Genomic DNA, 20,010 nt, shown 5'->3' with positions numbered 1-20,010 from the left:
CGCAGCGCCGCCGGGCATCGCGATTTACCCGAATGCAAGCGATGTACCAGGATGTAACCGGACGAAGGTCACGAGTGCGAGGTCACGGGCCGAAAGAGCGAGCGCGCTTCACCAGACCTTGCAGCGCTTGAGCGGCGCCATCGGCTGGCCCGGCTTGCAGGCGAAGGCCTGGGCGAATTCGGGAAAGTTGGCCACCAGGCCATTGACGCGGTACTTGCCCGGCGAGTGCGGGTCGGTCAGCGCGTTGATGCGCAGCTCCTCGGGTCGCACGCTCTCGCAGGCCCATTGCGCGGCACCGACGAAGAAGCGCTGGATCGGCGTCAGGCCGTCGCGATCCGGGGGCAGGCCCTTGGCGGCGACCTCGGTCTTCCAGGCGATCAGGGCCAGCACCAGGCCGCCCAGGTCGGCCAGGTCTTCACCGAGCGTCAGCCGGCTGTTGATCCGGATGTCGTCGACCACCGTGTACTTCCCGTACTGGTCGACCAGACACTGCGCGCGCCGGTTGAAGGCCTTCTCGTCGCGCAGCGTCCACCAGTTCTTCAGGTTGCCCTCGGCGTCGAACTGGCGGCCCTCGTCGTCGAAGCCATGGGTCAGCTCGTGGCCGATGGTCGCGCCGGTGTTGCCGTAGTTCGGCGCGTCGTCCATCTTCGGGTCGAACAGCGGCGGCTGCAGGATGCCGGCGGGGAAGTTGATGTCGTTGGTCTGTGCGTTGTAGTAAGCGTTGACGGTGGGCGGCGTCATGCTCCACTCGCCGCGATCCACCGGCTGGCCGATCTTGGCGAGCTGACGGCGCTGCTCGAACTCGGTCGCGCGGACCACGTTGCCGACCAGGTCGTCGCGCACGATGCGCACCGGGCCGTAGTCGCGCCAGCGCTCGGGGTAGCCGACCTTGTTGACGACCGCGGCGAGCTTCTCGAGCGCCTTCGTCTTCGTCGCCGGGCTCATCCAGTCCAGCGCGTTGATCTCGGCGGCCATGGCGGCCTCGACCTGCGCGGTCACGTGCTCGGTCTGGCGCTTCTGCTCGGGGCCGAAGGCACGCCGCACGAACTCCTGGCCCAGGGCCTCGCCAAGCTGGTGATCGACCAGCGTCACGCAGCGGCGCCAGCGCGGGCTCGGCTCGGGAATGCCGCGCAGCGCCTTGCCGAAGAAGGCGAAGTCCTCCTGGAAGAACGGCGCCGCCAGTTGGGGCGCGAGCGCATGCGCCGCGTGCCAGCGCAGATAAGTCTTCAGGTCGGCGAGCGAATGCCGGCGCAGCACGCGGTCGAGCGCGCGCACGAAAGCCGGCTCGGTGATGTTGAACTCGCGCAGCGCCGGCACGCCCAGCGCCTGCAGGTAGGCCGCCCAGTCGAAGCGCGGCGCCAGGCGCTGCAGGCCGCGCGCATCGACCTTGTTATAGAGGCGCTTCGGGTCACGCTGCTGCACGCGCGTCAGCGCCGGCCGGGCCAGCTCGGTCTCGATGCGCAGCACCGCCGCGGCCTCGCGCCGTGCCGCCTCGGCCGGGTGGCCGAGCAACTCGAACATGCGCGCGACGTGGGCCGTGTAACCGGCCCGCAGCTGGCGCATCTTGGCGCTCGTCTGCACGTAGTGGTCTCGGTCCGGCAGCGACAGGCCGCCGGCCATGACGAAGGCGATGACGCGGCTCGAATTGCCGAAATCCTGGTTCTGGCCGAAGCCGAACAGCAGCCCCTCGTCACCGGTGGCCAGGTGCAGCGCGGCCAGCAGCGCGGGCAGCTCCTTCACGCCCTGCAACTCGTCGATGCGGCGAAGCCAGGGCGCGAGCGGCTGCATGCCCTTGGCGTCGACACCCGACTCGTCCATGCACGACGCGAACAGATCGCCGATCTGCTGCTGCGGTGGCGAGCGTCCTTCGCGCTGGATAGCCAGGGTATCGAGAATGCCCCAGAGGAAGCGCTTGTTCTCGTCGGCCAGCTTGGCGTAGACATCCCATCGCGCCTGGTCGGGCGGGATCGGGTTGCGCTCGATCCAGCCGCCGCAGGCGTACTGGTAGAAGTCTTCGCAGGGTGCGGCGCGGGTGTCCATCGCCTGCAGGTCCAGCCCCGGCGTGTAGGGCAGCGCGGTCAGCGGCTCGTCGGCGGCGCTGGCCGCGCCGACCGCCAGCGCCGCGGCGAGCAGAAGGGCAACGGGCTTCTTGCTCATGCGATGGATGAAGGGTCGACCACGTGGCGGCCCTTCATCGTGTACGAGCGGCCGCGGAACGCCGCGACACGCTCGCCGCGCTGGTTGCGCACGTCGATGTCGTAGACACCCGTGCGGCCAGCCTTGTTGACCTCGCTCGCGGTGGCCGTCAGCACGTCGCCCAGCTTGGCCGCAGCGACGAGGTTGACGTCGAAGCCCGAGGCCACGGTGACCTCGTTGTAGGCGTTGCAGGCGAAGGCGAAGGTCGAGTCGGCCAGCGTCGTGACAAGGCCGCCGTGGCAGATGTCGTGGCCGTTGAGCATGTCGTCGCGCACCGTCATCGTCAGTGTCGCGGTGCCGGGCCCGATGGCGAGCACCTGCATGCCCAGGGCCTTGGAAGCACGGTCGTCGCGCCACATCGCTTCACGCACGGCCTCGGCCACGCGCTGGGGGTCGATCGCGGGGCGGGTCATTCAGCGGTCCTTGAACTGCGGTGCACGCTTTTGCTGGAAGGCCGCCACGCCCTCGGCAAAGTCGGTCTGGTGGCCGAGCTCGCGCTGCACGCGCGCCTCGAGCGCCAGTGCATCGTCCATGCCCATCAGGGCGGCGGCGTCGAAGGCCTGGCGCGTTGCCGCCAGCGCCTTGACCGGCATCGCGGCCAGGCGCTGCGCGAGCGCCATGCTTGCGTCGGCCAGCGCCGAATCCTCGACGCACTGCCAGATCAGCCCCATGCGCCACGCCTCGTCGGCCGGCAGCTTGTCGCCCGTCAGCGCCAGGCCCAGCGCGCGCGCGCGGCCGAGCAGGCGCGGCAGCAGCCAGGTGCCACCGCAATCGGGCACCAGGCCGATCTTCGAGAAGGCCTGGATGAAGCTCGCCGAACGCGCAGCGATGACGATGTCGCAGCCCAGCGCGAGGTTGGCGCCGGCGCCGGCGGCCACACCGTTGACCGCGGCGATCACCGGCACCGGCATCGCGCGCACTTTCAGCGCCAGCGGCTTGTAGTTGGCCTCGATGACCGCGCCGATGTCGACCTTGCCGTCGGCGCCCGCCGCCATGCCGGGGTCGTTCAGATCCTGCCCGGCACAGAAGCCGCGGCCGGCACCGGTGAGGATGAGCGCGCGCACCGAGGCGGTGGCCGCCGCGTCGTCGAGCGCCGCGCGCAATTCGGCGTGCAACGCGCCGGTGAAGCTGTTCAGCGCGGCCGGGCGGTTCAGCGTCAGCGTGCGCACGGGGCCGGCATCGGCCACCAGGACGAGGGGTTCGGACATGGATCTCTCCCGCAAATGGAGCGTTCGGCCATTCATCGACCGATCGGTCGATGAACACCCGACGATTGTCGTTGTTGCCGCTGCGGCACCTACGTTTCGCCGGTCGGGGCTAACCCGAATCGGCACCGGGCTGCTCAGGCGACCAGCGTCAGCACGCCCAGCACCGCGAAGATCAGCGCGGCAATGCCGTGCACCAGGCGCATCGGCACCTTCTTGGCGACCTTGTCACCCAGCAGCACGGCCGGCACGTTGGCGATCATCATGCCCAGCGTCGTGCCGGCGACCACGGCCGCCAGCGCTTCGTAGCGCGCGGCCAGCGCGACGGTGGCGATCTGCGTCTTGTCGCCCATCTCGGCCAGGAAGAACGCGATCACGGTCGTGCCGAAGACGCCAAAACGGCCGGTGCCGCCCGGCGCCTCGTCAGCCTCGTCGGGGATCAGCATCCACCCCGCCATCGCGATGAACGAGCCGCCGATCACCCAGCGCAGCCACTGGGGGCCGAGCCAGGCGGCAATGCCGGCGCCCAGCCAGCCGGCCGCGGCGTGGTTGGCCAGGGTGGCGACGAGGATGCCGGCCATGATGGGCCAGGGCCGCTTGAAGTGCGCGGCCAGCAGCAGCGCGAGCAGCTGGGTCTTGTCGCCCATTTCGCCCAGGGCGACGATACCGGTGGAGACGAGAAATGCTTCCATGACAGGGGAGTCCAGGGGCCGGCACGAGCCGATGACCAAAACACCCTCCCGGCCCGCGCGAAGGTGCATGGTCAAAGGTCTGGCCGGGCCTGGGCGACACGGGCGTGTCGCGCCGAGGCTGCTGCTGCCATGGCGCGCGTGGCGCCAAGTGTGTTGACAACAGCCGCCGCGCGGAGCTGTGCGGCGTGGCTACTCCCCAATGACGAAGAGCGCGCGATTCTAGCGTCCGACCCGCGGCCGGGCCGAGCGCGGCGGTCGAGCCTGGCGCTCGAGGGCCGACAGCAGCGTCTCCAGCCCGAAGTCGAACACGGCGTCGAGCTGATCCACCCGCAGGTGCGGCGCGACGGCGGCCACGTGCGGCAGCGTCACCGACTGCGGCGCATGCTGCAGTCGCAGGCTGGTCGCGTCGGGCTCGATCTCGCGGCTGGCGATGTCGGCCATGCCGGCGCCGCTGACGAAGTAGCCCAGTGTGCGGAACCAGCGCGCCGTGGCCGCCGCATCCAGCCCCAGCTCGGCGAACAGCTGCAGCAGCCGCTCGTACACGGCGAAGACACCCGGGCTGTTGAATCGGCGCCCCACCAGCAGCGGGAACGCATGCGGGTGGGCCAACGCGATGCCGCGGTAGCCGTGCATCGCACGGCGCAGCCTTTCCAGCGCCGTCGCGCTGCCGGACGGCGGCCAGCGCCAGTCGGCCAGCAAATGGTCCATCACCGCGTCCAGCACGTGACCCTTGGACGGATAGTGGTGGTAGATCGCCATCGCCTCGACCCCCAGGCGGGCGCCGAGGCTGCGCATCGAGAAGCCGTCCAGCCCCTCGTCGTCGATCAGCTGCAGCGCCGCCTCGGCGATGCGCTCGGGGCTCAGCGCGGTGCGCGGGGCGGCGGGTCTGGCGACTCGGGACATGCCCCTACTTTACAGCGTAAAGTGAAATCGCTAGATTGACCTTACGGTGTAAGGCCGGATCCCGGCCACGCGACCGACGCATACCCTCACCTTCGCAGGAGACGGCCATGTCGACCGAAGACCTGATCGGCTTGATGATCCCGATGATGTGGTTGGCCATGCTGGCCTGGGAGGCCATCGCCCCCGCCCGGCCCTGGCCGGTGATCCGCTGGTGGCGCACGAAGTCCTTCGCCTTCTTCGTGATGCTGATGGGCCTGAATGCGGTGCTGCCCAGCCTGCTGCCGCCCGGGCTGACCGAGCACCACCTGGTCGACGGCCGCCGGCTCGGCGTCGTCGGCGGCGTGCTGCTCGGGCTGCCGGCGTTCACGCTCGCCACCGCCTTGCTGCACCGCCTGTATCACCACGTCGACCTCCTGTGGCGCTGGGTGCACCAGCTGCACCACGCGCCGCAGCGGCTGGACGTGGCCGGCGCCGTGGTCTTCACGCCGCAGGAGGTGGTGTTCAACGTCGCGCTGTTCCAGCTCGTCGTGGTCTTCATCCTCGGCCTCGATCCGCTCGCCGCGGCCATCCTCGGCGCGCTGACGGCTTTCTACGGCCTGTTCCAACACTTCAACATCCGCACGCCGACCTGGCTGGGCTGGTTCATCCAGCGGCCCGAGGCGCATGGCGTGCACCACCGGCGCGGCTTCCACGCCTACAACTACTCCGACTTCCCGCCCTGGGACATGCTGATGGGCACCTGGCGCAACCCGCGCGAGTTCCACGGCCAGGTCGGCTTCGAAGGCGAGCCCACGGCTCGCATCACGCCGATGCTGGTCGGCCGCGACGCCAACGCCCGCCTGTACGGCCCCGCGAGCCGCGGCAGCCGCGACGTGGCCGCGAACCCTGCCTGACGGCAGCGCAACATGCACGCGATGCTGCCGCCCGACGCTGCCCGGCGCGCCGACGAGATCGAGGCCGCCGCCTTCGCCGACCTGTACGCCGCCGCGCCACCGGCGCTCGCCGCCCGGCTCGACCTGCGCGTCGAGCAGCATGCCGGTGCGACCGCGCTGTTCGCCCCGGCCATCCCGTCGGCGATGTTCAACCGCGTGATGGGCCTGGGTTGGCGGGCGCCGGCCGACCAGGCCGCCGTCGATCACTGGATCGAGCGCTACCGCGCGGCCGGCAGCGCGCCGTGGTGGCTGCACTGGAACCCGGCCGCGTCGCCCGCCGGCTTCGGCGAGCGGCTGGTGGCCTGGGGATTCGTGCCGCCGGCGCGGCGCAGGTGGGCCAAGGTGATGCGCGCCGTCTCGCCCGCGCCGGATCCGCCCCCGACCGCTCTGCAGATCGGGCCTGCGCGAGCTGGCGAAGCCCGGGCCATTGCCGAGGCGGTGAGGACCGCTTTCGAGATGCCTTCTTTCATGGCCGACTGGCTCGCCGCGCTCGCCGCGCGGGCCGGCTGGACGCTCTACGCCGCCCGCGCCAGCGACACCGTCGTGGGCGGCGCATGCCTGTTCGTGCAAGGCGACACCGGGTGGCTGGGGATGGGTGCCGTGTTGCCCTCACATCGCCGGCAAGGCGGCCAGCAGGCGCTGATGGCGCATCGCATTGCCGATGCCGCGGCGGCCGGCTGCCGTTGGGCCGTCACCGAAACCGGCGAGCCGATCGGCGACGAGCCGAACCCGTCGCTGGCCAACATGCATCGCTGCGGCTTCGAGACCGTGGCCTCGCGCCTGAATTTCGAGTGGCGCGGGGCGCAGAGGCCCCGTCAGTAGAAGAGCTCCACCAGCCCCAGGCACAGCACCGGGAAGAACAGCATCGCCAGCGTGCGCAGCACGTCGGTCGCGAGGAAGGGGAACACGCCCTTGTAGGTCTCGCTCATCGGCACGTCCTTCGCGACGCTGTTGACCACGTAGACGTTCAGGCCGACGGGCGGCGCCGTCATGCCGATGCCGACGGTCATCAGCACCAGGATGCCGAACCAGATCGCCTTCATCTCGGGATTCAGGCCCCACAGATCCAGCCCCATGATCGCGGGGAAGAGCACGGGAATCGTCAGCAGCATCATCGACAGCTCGTCCATCACGCAGCCGAGCACGACGTAGAACACCATCACCGCGCCGACGATCGCCAGCGGCGCCACGTGCAGGTGCGCCACCCAGTCGGCCAGCAGCCGCGGCATCTGCGTCAGCGCCAGCGAGGCGTTCATCATGTCGGCGCCGAGGAAGATCATGAAGACCATCGCCGAGGTCTCGGCGGTGCCGACGAAGCTGCGCACGATGCCGGCGCGGTCGAGCTCGCGCCGCGCCACGGCAGCCAGGAAGGTGCCCACCGCGCCCACCGCGGCCCCCTCGGTGGGCGAGAACAGGCCGCCGTAGATGCCGCCGAACACGACGAGGAAGATCGTGACGATCGGCCAGATCCCGGCCAGCGCGCGCCAGCGCCGGCTCCAGGGCATCGGCTCGCTCGGCGTGGCCTGGCTCGGCTGCCAGCGGCAGACGAGTGCGATGACCAGCAGGTAACCGAGCATCGCCAGGATGCCCGGCACCATCGCCGCGGCGAAGAGCTTGGCGATGTTCTGTTCGGTCAGGATCGCGTAGACGACCAGCGGCACCGACGGCGGGATCAGGATGCCCAGCGTGCCGCTCGAGGCCAGCGTGGCCGTGGCCAGCCGGCCGCTGTAGCCGTGGGCCTTCATCTCGGGGTAGGCCACCTGGGTGATCGTGGCCGAGGTCGCCACCGACGAGCCGCAGACCGCGCCGAAGGCCGCAGCGCTCAGCACCGCCGCCATCGCCAGGCCGCCACGGATGTGGCCGACGAAAGCCGCCGCGGCCTGGAACAGCGAGCGCGACAGGCCGCCCTGCGTCGCAAACTGCCCCATCAGCAGGAACAGCGGGATCACCGACAGGTCGTACACCGTCAGCCGCGCGACGGCGCTGCCCTTCAACTGGTTCAGCAGCGCCTGGTCGTTGGTCATCGCCCAGTAGCCCAGCGCGCCGGGGATGAACATCGCGGCGGCGATCGGCACCCGCAGCGCCATCAAGCCCAGCATGCCTGCGAACATCAGCAGGCCGATCATCAGCGGATCCATCACCCCTCGCGATCTGGCGTTCTAGTTCTCGATCAGGTCGCCGCCGCGCAGGCAGCGCGCGGCCTGCACCAGCGCGATCAGCGCCGTCAGCGCCAGCCCCGGTGCGAGCGAGGCATAAGCCCACCACATCGGCAGGTCCAGGATCATCGTGGTCTCGCCCGCCTCGCGCACGGCGATCGCCCCGACCGAAGTGCGCCACGACAGCAGGGCGCACATCGCGGCCAGCAGCAGCGCGCCGACCGCATCGAGCCGGCGCGTGGCCCGCTCGGGCAGGGCCTGGGTGAAGAAGTCGACGATGATGTTCGCGCCGTGCAGCTGGGCCCAGGGCAGGCACAGCGAGATCGTCAGCGCGATGCCGAACTGCGTGAGTTCGACGTCACCGCCGATCGGCCGCGACAGCAGCGCGCGCATCACGATCGAGGTGACCGTCATGCCGGCGACGATGCAGGCGACGCCGCCGCCGAGCACCGCGAACAGCAGCGACGACTGCCGCAGTGCGCGGCCCAACGGCGACTTCACTTGACCGTCTTGTACTTGGCCAGCAGGTCCTTGGCGTCCTGCAGCATCTGCTTGGCCGGCATGCCCTTGCCTTCGATGTCGGCCACCCAGCCGGTGTACAGCGGCGCCGCGGCCTTGACCCAGTTGTCCAGCTCGGCGGCCGGGATCGTGTAGAGCACGTTGCCGTGCTCCTGCGCAGCCTTGCGGCCCGCGGCCTGGCTGTTGTCCCAGATCTTGCCGATCGACTGCGAGAACGCCGCGCCGCTGTTGTCGTCGATGACCTTCTTCAGCTCCGGGCTCAGGCTGTCGTACTTCGCCTGGTTCATCGCGAAGATGAACACCGCGCTGTAGAGCGCCGGGCGGCTCGGGTCGGTCTCGCTGTCGTACTTGACCAGCTCCTGCAGCTTCAGCGAAGGCATCACCTCCCAGGGCAGCAGGAAGCCGTCGATCGTGCCCTTGCTCACCGCATCGGGAATGGCCGGCAGCGGCATGCCCACCGGCGAGGCGCCCAGGATGGCGAGCAGCTTGTTGGTCTGCCGCGTGGGCGCGCGCATCTTCAGGCCCTTGAAGTCGGCCATCGTCTTCACCTGCTTGTCGCGGGTGTGGATGTAGCCTTCGTCATGGACCCAGGTCGCCAGGATCTTGGTGCCGGGGAATTCCTTCAGCGCGTACTTCTGCAGGTAATCCCAGGCGGCGCGGGCACCGGCCTCGGCCGAGTTGCACATGAAGGGCAGCTCGAAGACCTCCATCGCCGGGAAGCGACCGGCCGTGTAGCCGGGCAAGCTGATGACGAGGTCGTCGACGCCGTCCTTGACCCGGTCGACCAGCTGCGGCGGCGTGCCCCCGCCGGACATCGCCGGCAGGATCTGGCACTTCATCTTGCCGCCCGACTCTTTCGCGATCTTGTCGCACCACGGCTGGATCAGGTTCACCGAGGCCATGGCCTGCGGGTTCCAGATGTGGTGGAACTTCAGCGTCACTTCCTGGGCGCCGGCCGGCAATGCCAGCATCGCGGCGGCGGCCAGGGCAGCGAGCCTGGCGAACGAACGGGGCGTCGTCTTCATCGGGAATCTCCTCGGTCCTCGGGGGCGTTGGCGCCGCAGCTTACGCCGCGGCACCCACCCGCCCAAGCGGGGAACTACCCGATTCCGGCAAGCCCGGACGATAGCTGCTATGCCGCGCAAGCATGGGCCTGCGCGGCAGGGGTCAGGCCGTCTCGCCTGCGCGCTTCTCGGCGTAGGTCTCGAGCAACTGGCTCATGTTGCTCATCGACGCCATGTGGAAGTGCACCAGCGCCAGCAGGCCCGTGCGCTGCAGCTCGATGATCTCGGCATCGGTGAGGTTCTTCAGGCGCTCCTCGTCGACGGCCATGAAGCCGTCCATCGACACCGGGGTGCCGTCGGGCAGCTTGGCATCGAAGCGCTTGTCCTGCAGCAGCTTCATCTCCATCAGCATGCGGCCAGCGTTGCGGGTGCGGTCGACCTCGACCTCGATCTTCTCGACGAAGGCGCGCACATCCTCGAGGTAGGGCGTCGGCTCGCCGTCGTCCTTGAACAGGCGCTCGCCCTCCTCGGTGGAGAACACCGGCGAGGTCTCGTCGAAGCAGACCACGTACTGCTTGTCGGGCGTGGGCGCCATCGCGAAGGGGTAGGCGCGCAGCAGCGCCGGCACGTAGCGCGCGTTCCAGCGGCCGTGGCGGTACACCAGGTTCTCGCCCTTGCGGATGCCGAACACGGTGACCGGGGCGCACAGCTCGCGGCCCTGTTCGTCCTTGCCGGCGCGCAGGAACAGGATGGGGTATTCCTTGCACGCGTCGACGAACTCGGCCGCGGTGACGAAGAAGGCGTTCAGGCCGGACGTGGCGTCCAGCGCGCTGTGCTCGCGGCGGATCCTGAGGTTGCGGTGCGCCACACGGTCCAGCGCGACGGGCTTCTTGTGCAGCTCGGGGTTGATCACTTCACTAGTCTCCAGAGTCTTCGGGGCGTCGGGTGGCCAGCACCTTGTCGACCCGTTTTCCATCGAGGTCCACCACCTCAAAACGCCAGCCTTCCCACTCCACCTGATCGGTGATGTGCGGCAACCGGCCCAGCAGCAGCATGATCATGCCTGCCAGGGTGTTGTAGCGCCCGCGGTCTTCCTCGGGCAGTTCCTTGAGCTCCAGCCGGTCCTTCAGCTCGGGCACCGGGATCAGGCCGTCGACCAGCCAGCTGCCGTCGGCGCGCTGCACGGCCCAGGCATCGTCGCCGGCAGGCGTGCCGAACTCGCCGGTGATCGCCTCCAGCACGTCGCGCACGGTGATCACGCCCTGCACCGCACCGTATTCGTCGACCACGAAGACCAGCTCGGCGCCCGAGGTGCGGAAGTGCTCGAGCAGCTCCATGCCCGACAGCGTCTCGGGCACGAACACCGGCGGCTGCAGATGGTCGGCCAGCGAGGTGCCCCGGCCTTCGGCCAGCGGCTTGAGCAGGCTGTGCGCAGAGACGACGCCGATCACGTCGTCGAGCCCGTCGCGGCAGACGGGGTAGCGCGAGTGCTCTTCGTCGGCGATGACACGCACCACGTCCTCGAGCGTGGCATTGGCGTCGAGCCACTTGATCTCGGCGCGCGGGATCATCATCGAGCCGATCTGGCGGTCGTCGAGGCGGAACACGTTGCGCACCATCTGGTGCTCCTGCGCCTCGATCACGCCGGCGTCCAGACCCTCTTCGAGGCTGGCGGCGATCTCCTCCTCGGTCACGCTGCGCGCCGGGCCGCCCCGCACCCCCATCAGGCGCAGGATGCCCTCGGTGCAGAAGGCGAGCACGGCCACCAGCGGCCGCGTTGCAGCGGACAGCCACTCCATCGGCGGCGCCACCAGCCGCGCGACCGTCTCGGGGTACATCTGGCCCAGACGCTTGGGCACCAGCTCGCCGAAGATGATCGACAGCACGGTGATGATCAGCACGACCAGCGCGGTGGCGGACACGTCCGCGGCGCGCTGCGACAGCGGCAGCATCTCGATCAGCCAAGCCGACAGCGGGCCGGAGAACGCCGCGTCGCCGACGATGCCGTTCAGGATGCTGATCGAGGTGATGCCGATCTGCACCGTCGAGAGGAACTTCGTCGGGTTGTCGTGCAGATCGATCGCCGCCTGGGCGCCGCCTTCGCCGGCCTCCAGCATCACCTGCAGGCGCGCCTTGCGGCTGGCCGACAAGGCCATCTCGGACATGGCGAACAGGCCGTTGAGAAGGATCAGGAAGACTAAGAGCGCGACGTCCATGTGGTGCGGGCGAAGCAATGTTCGCGCCGCGCGGGGAGGCAGAAATGGGGCGTGAGCGTAGCAGAATCGTGCGATGCACTACCTCATCGGCGACCTGCAAGGCTGCTGCGACGCCTTCGAACGCCTGCTGGCCGAAATCGGCTTCTCGCCCTCGCGCGACAAGCTGCACGTGCTGGGCGACCTGGTCAACCGCGGCCCCGGCTCGCTGCAGGTGCTGCACCGGCTAGAGGGTTTCGGCAGCAGTGCCGGCTACCTGCTGGGCAACCACGACCTGCACCTGCTGGCCGTGGCGGCGGGTGTGCGCCCGCCGCACAAGCGCGACACGCTGACCCACATCCTCGACGACCCGCGACGCGACGCCTGGCTGGATTGGCTGCGCCAGGGCCGCATGGCGGCGCAGGCCGAGGGCTGGCTGCTGGTGCACGCCGGCGTGGTGCCGCAGTGGGACACCGCACGCACGCTGGCGCTGGCCGCCGAGGTCGAGGCCATGCTGCGCGGCCCCGGCCTGCGCGACTTCCTGCCGCAGATGTACGGCAACGAGCCACGCCGCTGGGACGAGGCGCACAGCGGCGTCGAGCGGCTGCGCTTCATCATCAACGTGCTGACGCGCATCCGCTTCTGCAGCGCCGACGGCACGCTCGAATTCGAGAGCAAGGATTCGGCCGATACCGCCCCGCCCGGCTTCAAGCCCTGGTTCGAGCACCCGAACCGTGCCAGTGCCGGCCAGCCGATCGCCTTCGGCCATTGGTCGACGCTGGGCCTGATCAACCGGCCCGACCTGCTGGCGCTGGACACCGGCTGCGTCTGGGGCGGCGAGCTGACCGCCGTGCGGGTCGACGGCGGCCGGCGCGAGGTCACCCAGGTCCGCTGCGCGCAGGCCCAGTCGCCGTTCTGACGGCCGCATGCCCGGGGGTGACGCAACCGGCGGCCGCGTCACCGGGGGAAACCCCGCAAGCTCGCTAAAGATAGTCTTTGCTACATTCTTCGGCAGAAGGGTGCTTGAGCGAGGTCAATCCATGCGCATTCCCCGTGCCGGTCGCCACGCGGCGGCCGCCGCCTTCCTGGCGGCATTCGCCTTCGTCGGCTGCAGCAGGACTGCGCCGGATGGCGGCCAGCGCGCCGGCGACCTGGCCGTCGACACGGCCTTCCAGAAGAAGCTGCAGGAGCAGCTGCTCGACGCCAAGCCCGGCACGGTGGTCGAGATCCCGGCCGGCAGCTGGCACCTCGACCGCGGGCTGTCCTTGCGCGCCAGCGGGGTCACGCTGCGCGGCGCGGGCCTGGACAAGACCATCCTGTCCTTCCGCGGCCAGGTCGCCGGCCCTGAAGGCCTGCTGGTCCAGGCGAGCGATTTCACGATCGAGGGCCTGACGATCGAGGACAGCCAGGGCGACGGGCTGAAGGTCAACGACGGCGAGAACATCACCATCCGCGCGGTGCGCATACGCTGGACCGACGGCCCCAAGACCAGCAACGGCGCCTACGGCATCTACCCGGTCAAGACGAGGAACGTGCTGATCGAGGACTCGCAGTCCTTCGGCGCGTCGGACGCCGGCATCTACGTCGGCCAGTCGAAGAACGTCATCGTGCGCCGCTGCCGCGCCGAGCAGAACGTGGCGGGCATCGAGATCGAGAACACGATCGATGCCGACGTCTACGAGAACGTCGCCACCGGCAACACCGGCGGCATCCTGGTCTTCAACATGCCCAACCTGTCGCAGCCGGGGCACTCGACCCGCGTCTACAAGAACCGCGTCGAGCAGAACAACCTCGGCAACTTCGGCGCCAAGGGCACCGCGGTGGCCAGCGTGCCGGCCGGCTCGGGCGTGGTCGTCAACTCCAACACCAAGGTCGAGATCTTCGACAACGACGTGCTCGACAACCGCACCGCCAACGTCATCATCTCGAGCTACTTCTCGACCGGCTACTACAGCGACAAGGGCGTCGAGCCGGGCTACGACCCGTACCCCAAGGCGATCTACGTACACGGCAACCGCTTCTCGGGCGGTGGCGATTCGCCCGACGGCGTCGACCTGAAGGTGCTGAAGACGGCGATGTTCGGCCTGAGCGGCCGCTTCCCCGACGTGCTGTGGGACGGCTACGCCGACCCCAAGGCCACCGGCGCGGCCGAGGCCCGCCTGTGCGTCAACAACGGCCAGGCCGGCGTGCTCAACGCCGACGGCCCCGGCAAGTACAAGAACCCCCGCATGGTCACCGACGAGCTGCGCTGCGATCTGCCGCGGCTGTCGCAAGTCAACCTGTGAGCCCCTACGCTCCCTTCCGGTCGCTGCCCCCCGAGGGGGCTTTTGCAGCGGACCGGCAAAGCCGGATCCGCGCAAACCCCTTGGTTGGGGCACTGGCCTGCATCGCGCTCGCCACGGCGCTGGCAGGCTGCCAGCGCGCGCAGCCGCCGGTGAACTACATCGCCGAGGGCAAGCCGGCCAAGCTGTCCGACTGGCACGTGGTCGAGGCCGACGGCGCGCGCTTGCGGCTCAATGCCGGCGTGCTGCCCTACGACTTGAACACGCCGCTGTTCAGCGACCACGCGCACAAGCTGCGCACGGTGTGGATGCCCGCGGGCCAGCCCGCCCGGTACGACGCCGAGCAGGCCTTCGACTTCCCCGTCGGCACGATCATCACCAAGACCTTCTACTACCCGAAGGTCGACGGCGCCGCCGCCGGCTCGCCGATGGTGCGCCAGACCGCGGCCGCCGACGCCGCATCGCCCGCCGAGGGCCTCGATCTGGGCAAGGTGCGCCTGATCGAGACCCGCGTGCTGGTGCGCCGCGACACCGGCTGGGACGCCCTGCCCTACGTCTGGAACGACGAGCAGACCGACGCCGTGCTCGAGCGCACCGGCGACCAGAGAGCGCTCGAGCTGGTCGACGATGCCGGCCGCAGCCAGCGCTTCACCTACGTGGTGCCGAACGAGAACCAGTGCGCCTCGTGCCATGTGGTGAACCTGAAGCAGAAGGTCTTCACGCCGATCGGGCCGAAGGCGCGCCACCTGAACCGCGCGCTGCGTTATGCCGACGGCAGCGAGAACCAGCTCGCGCGCTGGATGCGCGAGGGCTACCTCGCCGGCGTGCCAGGCACCGAGCTGCCGCGCGCGGCCGACTGGCGCGACGAACGCGCGCCGCTGGCCGAGCGTGCCCGCGCCTACCTCGACATCAACTGCGCGCATTGCCACCAGGCCAACGCGACCGCCAGCAACACGGCGCTGCGCCTCGACGCCTTCGCCCCGGTCGACTGGCACATGGGGGTGTGCAAGTCGCCCGTCGCTGCGGGCAAGGGCACGGGCGACCGCCTCTACGGCATCGTGCCGGGCCAGCCCGACGCCTCGATCATGGCCTGGCGGATGGCCAGCACCGAGGGCGGCGTGATGATGCCCGAGCTCGGCCGAAACACCGTGCACGAAGAGGGCCTGCAGCTGGTCCGCCAATGGATCGCCTCCTTGCCCGGCCGCTGCACGTCGCCCTGAAGACCACGAACCGCTCCGGAGGAGACCGACCATGTCACGACGCCCGCCCCTGCCCGGCACGCTGCGCCGCACTGCCCTCGCCGCTGCCTGCGCCGCCGCCGGCCTGCCCACGTTGCCAGCCCAGGCCGCCGCGGCGGACGACAGCGCGCCCCAGGTGATCGAGGTCACCGCCCAGGGCCGCAAGCAGGAGGTGCTGCAGGTGCCGATCGCGATCCAGACGGTCAGCCCCGAGCAGATCGCCAAGCTCGGCGCGGTCAACATCGCCGAGGTCTCCAGCTTCACGCCGGGCCTGCAGATCGATGCGACCGAGCCGACCCAGCCGAACTTCACGCTGCGCGGCCTGGGCACCGCCGACTTCGGCATCGGTACCGATTCACCGGTCGGCGTGTACGTGAACGGCCTGTACGCCGGCAAGACCGGTGGCGCGCTGCTGAACTTCAACGACATCAAGCGCGTCGAGGTGCTCAAGGGCCCGCAGGGCACGCTCTTCGGCCGCAACAGCGCCGGCGGTGCGATCTCGGTGATCACCAACGACCCGACGCCCGGCTTTGCCGCCAGCGGCCTGGTGCGCCTGGGCAACCAGGGCTCGCTGCACACCGAGGCAATGGTCAACCAGCCGCTCGGCGACGAGCTGGCGCTGCGCTTCGCCTCGGTCACCCAGCGCCGCGAGGGCTGGACGACCAACGTCACCACCGGCCAACGCGCGCCGCAGGACAACGCCTGGGGCGCGCGCCTGTCGCTCGGCTGGACGCCCGGCGACGCCACCAGCGCCGTGCTGAGCTGGGAGCACGAAGACCTGGACCAGCGCCCGCGCCCGGTCTGGGCCGTGACGCCGACGACCCCGGTCTTCCCCACCGACACCTCGTCCTTCGTCGACCCGCGCAAGCAGCCGCTGCGCAACGACCCGGTCAACGGCCGCGAAGAGCGCCTGCTCGACGGGCTGACGCTGCGCATCGAGCACGACTTCGGCCCGATGAGCTTCACCAGCCTGACCGGCTGGCGCCACTTCGACACCGCCAACCTGCAAGACAACGACGGCACCGACAACATCGCCTCGCACCTGTCGACCGGCAACTTCGAGAAGAACACCAGCTGGCAGCAGGAATTCCGCCTGGCCGGCAACACCCCGACCGTCGACTGGCTGGTGGGCCTGAGCCTGTCGCGCGAGAAGGCGCGGCAGACCAGCCAGGTCAACACGTACACCGATTCGCTCGACACGCTGCTGCCGATGGCGGCGTACCGGCAGTGCCTGGCGACCCCGGAGCCGCACGACCCCTGCGAGATCCCGCCGCCGCCCTTCCTGACCTTCAACCGCCTCGCCCTGGCCGCCGGCCTGCCGCAGATCGACCTGCTCGGCCAGACCTGGCAGGAAGGCATGAACAACACCGGCGACTTCAAGGCCTACGCCCTCTTCGCCGACACCATCTGGCACCTCGGCGCAGCCACCAACCTGACCACCGGCATCCGCTTCACCCGCGACGAGAAGAAGTTCAGCTGGTACAGCCCGCTGCGCTCGGCACCGGGGCTGGACCCGCAGCTCGCGGTGTTCTCACCCGACTTCTTCGCCCAGCTCGTCGCCGCCGGCGCGCTCGACCAGGCCACGGCAGACGCGCTGGCCGGCCTGGCCGGCTTCCTGCAGGCCAGCAACATCGAGTTCAACAACCCCGCCTGGATGGCCGCGCCGGCCTACGCCAGCAAGAGCTGGAACAACGTCAGCCCGCGCCTCGTGCTCGACCACAAGCTGGACCAGGACACGATGGTCTTCGCCTCGGTCACCCGCGGCTACCAGGCCGGCGGCTTCAACTCGGTCAGCACCGACGTGAACGGCGGCGCCTTCGAGCCGGAGACGATCACCAACTACGAGCTCGGCATCAAGGGCCGCCTGGCCGGCACCGGGCTGAGCTACGGCGCCTCGGCGTTCCACTACCTGTTCAAGAACCTGCAGAACGTGGTGCTGGACCACAGCCTGGCCATCCCGGCCTACGTGGTGACGACGAGTGACGTGCAGGCCAACGGCCTCGACATCGAAGCGCAGTGGCAGGTCTCTCGCGAGTTGCGCCTGTTCGGCGCGGCCGAGTTCATCGACCAGACCTACAAGGCGCAGCGCAACCGCGCCGGCGATGCCAACGACCTGAGCGGCCAGCCCTACGGCACGCCGACCACCTCGCTGACCGCCGGCGTCGACGTGCAGTGGGCGATGGGGGACGGCAGCGCGAACTGGACGCTGCAAGGCTCGTACCTCGGCGCCACACGCTGCAACGACGATTCGGTGGCCCAGGGCAGTTGCCTGAGGGCGCCGACCTTCACCGTCGGCGAGGCCCGCCAGCGCGTCGACACCCGCCTCGGCTGGGATGCGGCCTCGAAGCAATGGGGCGTCGCGCTGGTCGTCAGCAACCTGTTCGACAAGCAGTACGTGAACTGGCTGAGCAACCTGTCGTCGGTCGTCGGCTCGCCCTACTACGCCGGGCTGACCGAGCCGCGCCGCATCCAGATCGAATTCAAGGCCAAGTTGTAGCGTGGAGGGAGGAGGCCGAAGGCGCTGCGCTAAAGTAGCGCCCTTCCTCCAACGGAAGCGTGGCCGAGCGGTTTAAGGCACCGGTCTTGAAAACCGGCGACGGTTCATCCCGTCCGTGAGTTCGAATCTCACCGCTTCCGCCAGGTTCAAGTGGCAGGGTTGAGGCGAGGATGGGTTTCCTCCCCCCAGCGATAGAGGACGGCGCCCGAGATCGCCATCGCGATGGCGACGAACCAGAAGGCGCTCTCGAGCCGGCCACCGAGCGCGGCCGCTGCGCCCAGGCCGAGCGCGCCGACGCCGTAGCCCAGATCACGCCAGAAGCGGTAGATGCCGATCGCGGACGCTCGCCAGTTCGGGTGGGCGATGTCGGCCACGGCCGCACTGAGGTTCGGGTACAGCATGGCCATGCCCAGGCCGGCGATGGCGGCCGAGGCGCTCCACCAGCCGGCGCTGCCGCCGAACGGCATCAGCGCCACGCCGGCGCCGCAGACCCACATGCCCCAGGCGTTGAGGTGGTGCCGGCCCAGCCGGTCGGAAAGCCTGCCGGTGAAGAACTGGGCCGCGCCCCAGGTGAAGCCGTAGACGCCGACGATCCAGCCGATGCCGGGCAGGCCGACGCCGCGTTGATGCAGGTAGACCGGCCAGAAGGCCCAGACCAGCGCATCGACGAACTTTTCCACGAGGCCGGCCTGGCACAGCGCGGCCATCCTCCGGTCGCGCCAGCTCATCAGCGCGAACATTTCGCCGGTCGAGGGCCGGTCGCTCACGCCGGCCGGATAGCGCGGCCGCGCGGCCTGGGCCAACGGCGTCGCGTGCCGCTTCGTCTCGGCCTGGGCCCAGGGCAGCGTCTCGGCCACGGCCAGCCAGGCCAGCAACGTGGCCAGGCCGATGACGGCGGCGCCGAACCACAGCAAGCCCGCCCTGGGGCCGAGCGCCGAGGCGGCGTAGCCCGTCAGCACGCCCGCCACGGCCACGCCGACGTAGCCGGCGAACTCGTTGAGCCCGATGACCAGGCCGCGCTGGTCGGCGCGCGTGAGGTCGAGCTTGGCTGTCTGCGTCATCGACCAGGTCAGCCCCTGGTTGATGCCGAGCAGGACGGTGGCCAGGACGATCCAGCCCCAGGATGGCGCCCAGTAGACGAGCGGCGGAATCGGCAGGGCGACGAGCCAGCCGATCAGCAGCACCAGCCGCCGGCCGATTCGCTCCGCGAGCCGGCCGGCCACGAAGTTCATGGCCCCCTTGACGAAGCCGAAGGCGACGACGAACGCGACGAGCAACATGAACGAGCCGCGCGGTACGCCGAACTCCGCTTCGGCGAGCGCCGGAACGACGTTGCGCATCATCCCGATGGTCATGCCCACCAGCAGCACCTGCAGCAGCTGCTGCAGGACCTGCCCCAGGTTGACCCGGATGCCGAATTCTCTGGCCCCGGTCATGTGCGTGCGGGCTCCGGCGCGGCGCCGCGAAGGTTCGCCTCGACGATGCGCGCCATGTCGGCGGGCTGCGGGGGAATCTCGGCTGTCAGCGCATCCACGAAGGCGTCGCGCGACATCGACAGCATCGGGTTGAAGCGCCTCTCGAAGCCGATGGTGGACGCAGGCTTGCCGGACAGGCCGGCACCGCAGGCGCTGCCCGCCTGGTGGCCGGGATAGATCTCCAGCTCGGGCGGGAGGGTCAGCAACCTCCTGTGCAGCGTGTCGTACAGCTGGCCGGCCATCTCGCGTTCGTGGCCGGCGAGGTCGGGGCGCCCGACGGCACCGACGAAGAGCGTGTCGCCCGTGACGACGAACCAGGGCTCGTCGCCGCGGCGCAGGTCACGCACCAGGAGGCATACGCTGTCGGGCGTGTGGCCCGGGGTATGGACGACATCGACGAGGACGTTGCCGCTCTCGAGTCGCTGGCCGTCCGCGAGCGGGACGAACTCGAACCGGGCCCGGCCCTCGTTGCTCTCGTGCAGGTAGTACGGCGCGCCGACGCGACGCGCCAGCGCCGGGCCGCCCGAGTAGTGGTCGGCGTGGACATGGGTGTCGATGACATGGGCGATACGCACGCCGGCCTTTTCGGCCTCGGCCACGAACCAGTCCTCGTCGCCGGCGACCACATCCACGGCGACGGCCTTCGACAGGCCGGCGCAACCGAAGAAGTACGACAGGGTCGCGTTGGCGGCGGCGCGTTGGCGAAAGAACATGTCTGT

At 69.8% G+C, this 20,010-nt stretch carries 18 protein-coding genes, 1 tRNA gene and 1 riboswitch; of the genes, 7 read left to right on the top strand and 12 right to left on the bottom strand.

The window, feature by feature from the left end; genetic code table 11:
* Positions 1-108 precede the first annotated feature (108 nt).
* From VJ693_RS02570 to VJ693_RS02550, 5 genes are all read right to left on the bottom strand, one after another.
* Positions 109-2,157: a M13 family metallopeptidase gene (locus VJ693_RS02570; protein ID WP_324151899.1), complete on the bottom strand. Its 2,049-nt coding sequence runs from the start codon at positions 2,155-2,157 to the stop codon at positions 109-111.
* Positions 2,154-2,609 carry a hydroxyphenylacetyl-CoA thioesterase PaaI gene (gene paaI / locus VJ693_RS02565; RefSeq protein ID WP_324151898.1) on the bottom strand — a complete coding sequence of 152 codons (456 nt, stop codon included), beginning with the start codon at positions 2,607-2,609 and terminating at the stop codon, positions 2,154-2,156. Before paaI ends, VJ693_RS02570 begins: the two co-directional genes overlap by 4 nt.
* Complete coding sequence (locus VJ693_RS02560; protein ID WP_324151897.1) at positions 2,610-3,404, bottom strand: enoyl-CoA hydratase-related protein; 795 nt, start codon at positions 3,402-3,404, stop codon at positions 2,610-2,612.
* Between the two features lie 134 nt (positions 3,405-3,538).
* Complete coding sequence (locus tag VJ693_RS02555; protein WP_324151896.1) at positions 3,539-4,093, bottom strand: TMEM165/GDT1 family protein; 555 nt, start codon at positions 4,091-4,093, stop codon at positions 3,539-3,541.
* 86 nt (positions 4,094-4,179) lie between these two features.
* A riboswitch (yybP-ykoY riboswitch) is annotated at positions 4,180-4,303 on the bottom strand.
* A gap of 9 nt (positions 4,304-4,312) precedes the next feature.
* The gene (locus tag VJ693_RS02550) at positions 4,313-4,996 is read right to left on the bottom strand and encodes a TetR/AcrR family transcriptional regulator (RefSeq protein ID WP_324151895.1); all 684 of its coding nucleotides are present in this window, start codon (positions 4,994-4,996) and stop codon (positions 4,313-4,315) included.
* 107 nt (positions 4,997-5,103) lie between these two features.
* On the opposite strand from VJ693_RS02550, the gene VJ693_RS02545 reads away from it, so the two are divergent.
* Positions 5,104-5,889, top strand: a complete 786-nt coding sequence (locus VJ693_RS02545; RefSeq protein ID WP_324151894.1) for a sterol desaturase family protein — start codon at positions 5,104-5,106, stop codon at positions 5,887-5,889.
* Positions 5,890-5,901: 12 nt separating this feature from the next.
* Entirely contained in the window at positions 5,902-6,750 is an 849-nt protein-coding gene (locus tag VJ693_RS02540) for a GNAT family N-acetyltransferase (RefSeq protein WP_324151893.1), read from the top strand.
* Here the strand turns inward: VJ693_RS02540 and VJ693_RS02535 are convergent.
* From VJ693_RS02535 to VJ693_RS02515, 5 genes are all read right to left on the bottom strand, one after another.
* Positions 6,744-8,066, bottom strand: coding sequence for a TRAP transporter large permease (locus VJ693_RS02535; protein WP_324151892.1), 1,323 nt, complete (start codon positions 8,064-8,066; stop codon positions 6,744-6,746). The genes VJ693_RS02540 and VJ693_RS02535 overlap by 7 nt on opposite strands.
* Positions 8,067-8,087: 21 nt before the next feature.
* Complete coding sequence (locus VJ693_RS02530; RefSeq protein WP_324151891.1) at positions 8,088-8,585, bottom strand: TRAP transporter small permease; 498 nt, start codon at positions 8,583-8,585, stop codon at positions 8,088-8,090.
* On the bottom strand, positions 8,582-9,628 hold the full coding sequence (locus VJ693_RS02525) for a TRAP transporter substrate-binding protein (RefSeq protein ID WP_324151890.1): 1,047 nt from the start codon (positions 9,626-9,628) through the stop codon (positions 8,582-8,584). Before VJ693_RS02525 ends, VJ693_RS02530 begins: the two co-directional genes overlap by 4 nt.
* A 142-nt stretch (positions 9,629-9,770) precedes the next feature.
* The gene (locus VJ693_RS02520; RefSeq protein WP_324151889.1) at positions 9,771-10,520 is read right to left on the bottom strand and encodes a SapC family protein; all 750 of its coding nucleotides are present in this window, start codon (positions 10,518-10,520) and stop codon (positions 9,771-9,773) included.
* Between the two features lie 4 nt (positions 10,521-10,524).
* Positions 10,525-11,823: a hemolysin family protein gene (locus VJ693_RS02515; protein ID WP_324151888.1), complete on the bottom strand. Its 1,299-nt coding sequence runs from the start codon at positions 11,821-11,823 to the stop codon at positions 10,525-10,527.
* A gap of 73 nt (positions 11,824-11,896) precedes the next feature.
* On the opposite strand from VJ693_RS02515, the gene VJ693_RS02510 reads away from it, so the two are divergent.
* The 5 genes from VJ693_RS02510 (at position 11,897) to VJ693_RS02490 (ending at position 17,959) form a co-directional block, all read left to right on the top strand.
* Complete coding sequence (locus VJ693_RS02510) at positions 11,897-12,718, top strand: symmetrical bis(5'-nucleosyl)-tetraphosphatase (RefSeq protein ID WP_324151887.1); 822 nt, start codon at positions 11,897-11,899, stop codon at positions 12,716-12,718.
* 121 nt (positions 12,719-12,839) lie between these two features.
* Positions 12,840-14,084 carry a parallel beta-helix domain-containing protein gene (locus VJ693_RS02505; RefSeq protein WP_324151886.1) on the top strand — a complete coding sequence of 415 codons (1,245 nt, stop codon included), beginning with the start codon at positions 12,840-12,842 and terminating at the stop codon, positions 14,082-14,084.
* An 80-nt stretch (positions 14,085-14,164) separates the two neighbouring features.
* Positions 14,165-15,301, top strand: a complete 1,137-nt coding sequence (locus VJ693_RS02500; protein ID WP_324151885.1) for an SO2930 family diheme c-type cytochrome — start codon at positions 14,165-14,167, stop codon at positions 15,299-15,301.
* Between the two features lie 31 nt (positions 15,302-15,332).
* A complete protein-coding gene (locus VJ693_RS02495) occupies positions 15,333-17,816 on the top strand; it encodes a TonB-dependent receptor (protein ID WP_324151884.1) in 2,484 nt (827 codons plus the stop codon).
* 53 nt (positions 17,817-17,869) lie between these two features.
* Positions 17,870-17,959, top strand: a tRNA-Ser gene (locus VJ693_RS02490).
* Positions 17,960-17,962: 3 nt separating this feature from the next.
* Here VJ693_RS02490 and VJ693_RS02485 read toward each other — a convergent pair.
* Both VJ693_RS02485 and VJ693_RS02480 read right to left on the bottom strand, forming a co-directional pair.
* The gene (locus tag VJ693_RS02485; protein ID WP_324151883.1) at positions 17,963-19,252 is read right to left on the bottom strand and encodes an MFS transporter; all 1,290 of its coding nucleotides are present in this window, start codon (positions 19,250-19,252) and stop codon (positions 17,963-17,965) included.
* Entirely contained in the window at positions 19,249-20,004 is a 756-nt protein-coding gene (locus tag VJ693_RS02480) for an MBL fold metallo-hydrolase (RefSeq protein WP_324151882.1), read from the bottom strand. The genes VJ693_RS02485 and VJ693_RS02480 overlap by 4 nt, the downstream gene beginning before the upstream one ends.
* Positions 20,005-20,010: the final 6 nt, after the last annotated feature.

The sequence above is a fragment of the Ideonella sp. genome (genome assembly GCF_035254525.1).
Lineage (GTDB): Bacteria > Pseudomonadota > Gammaproteobacteria > Burkholderiales > Burkholderiaceae_C > Ideonella.
Note: the sequence above shows the minus strand (reverse complement) of the source record. Positions and strands in the feature narration are given on the sequence as shown.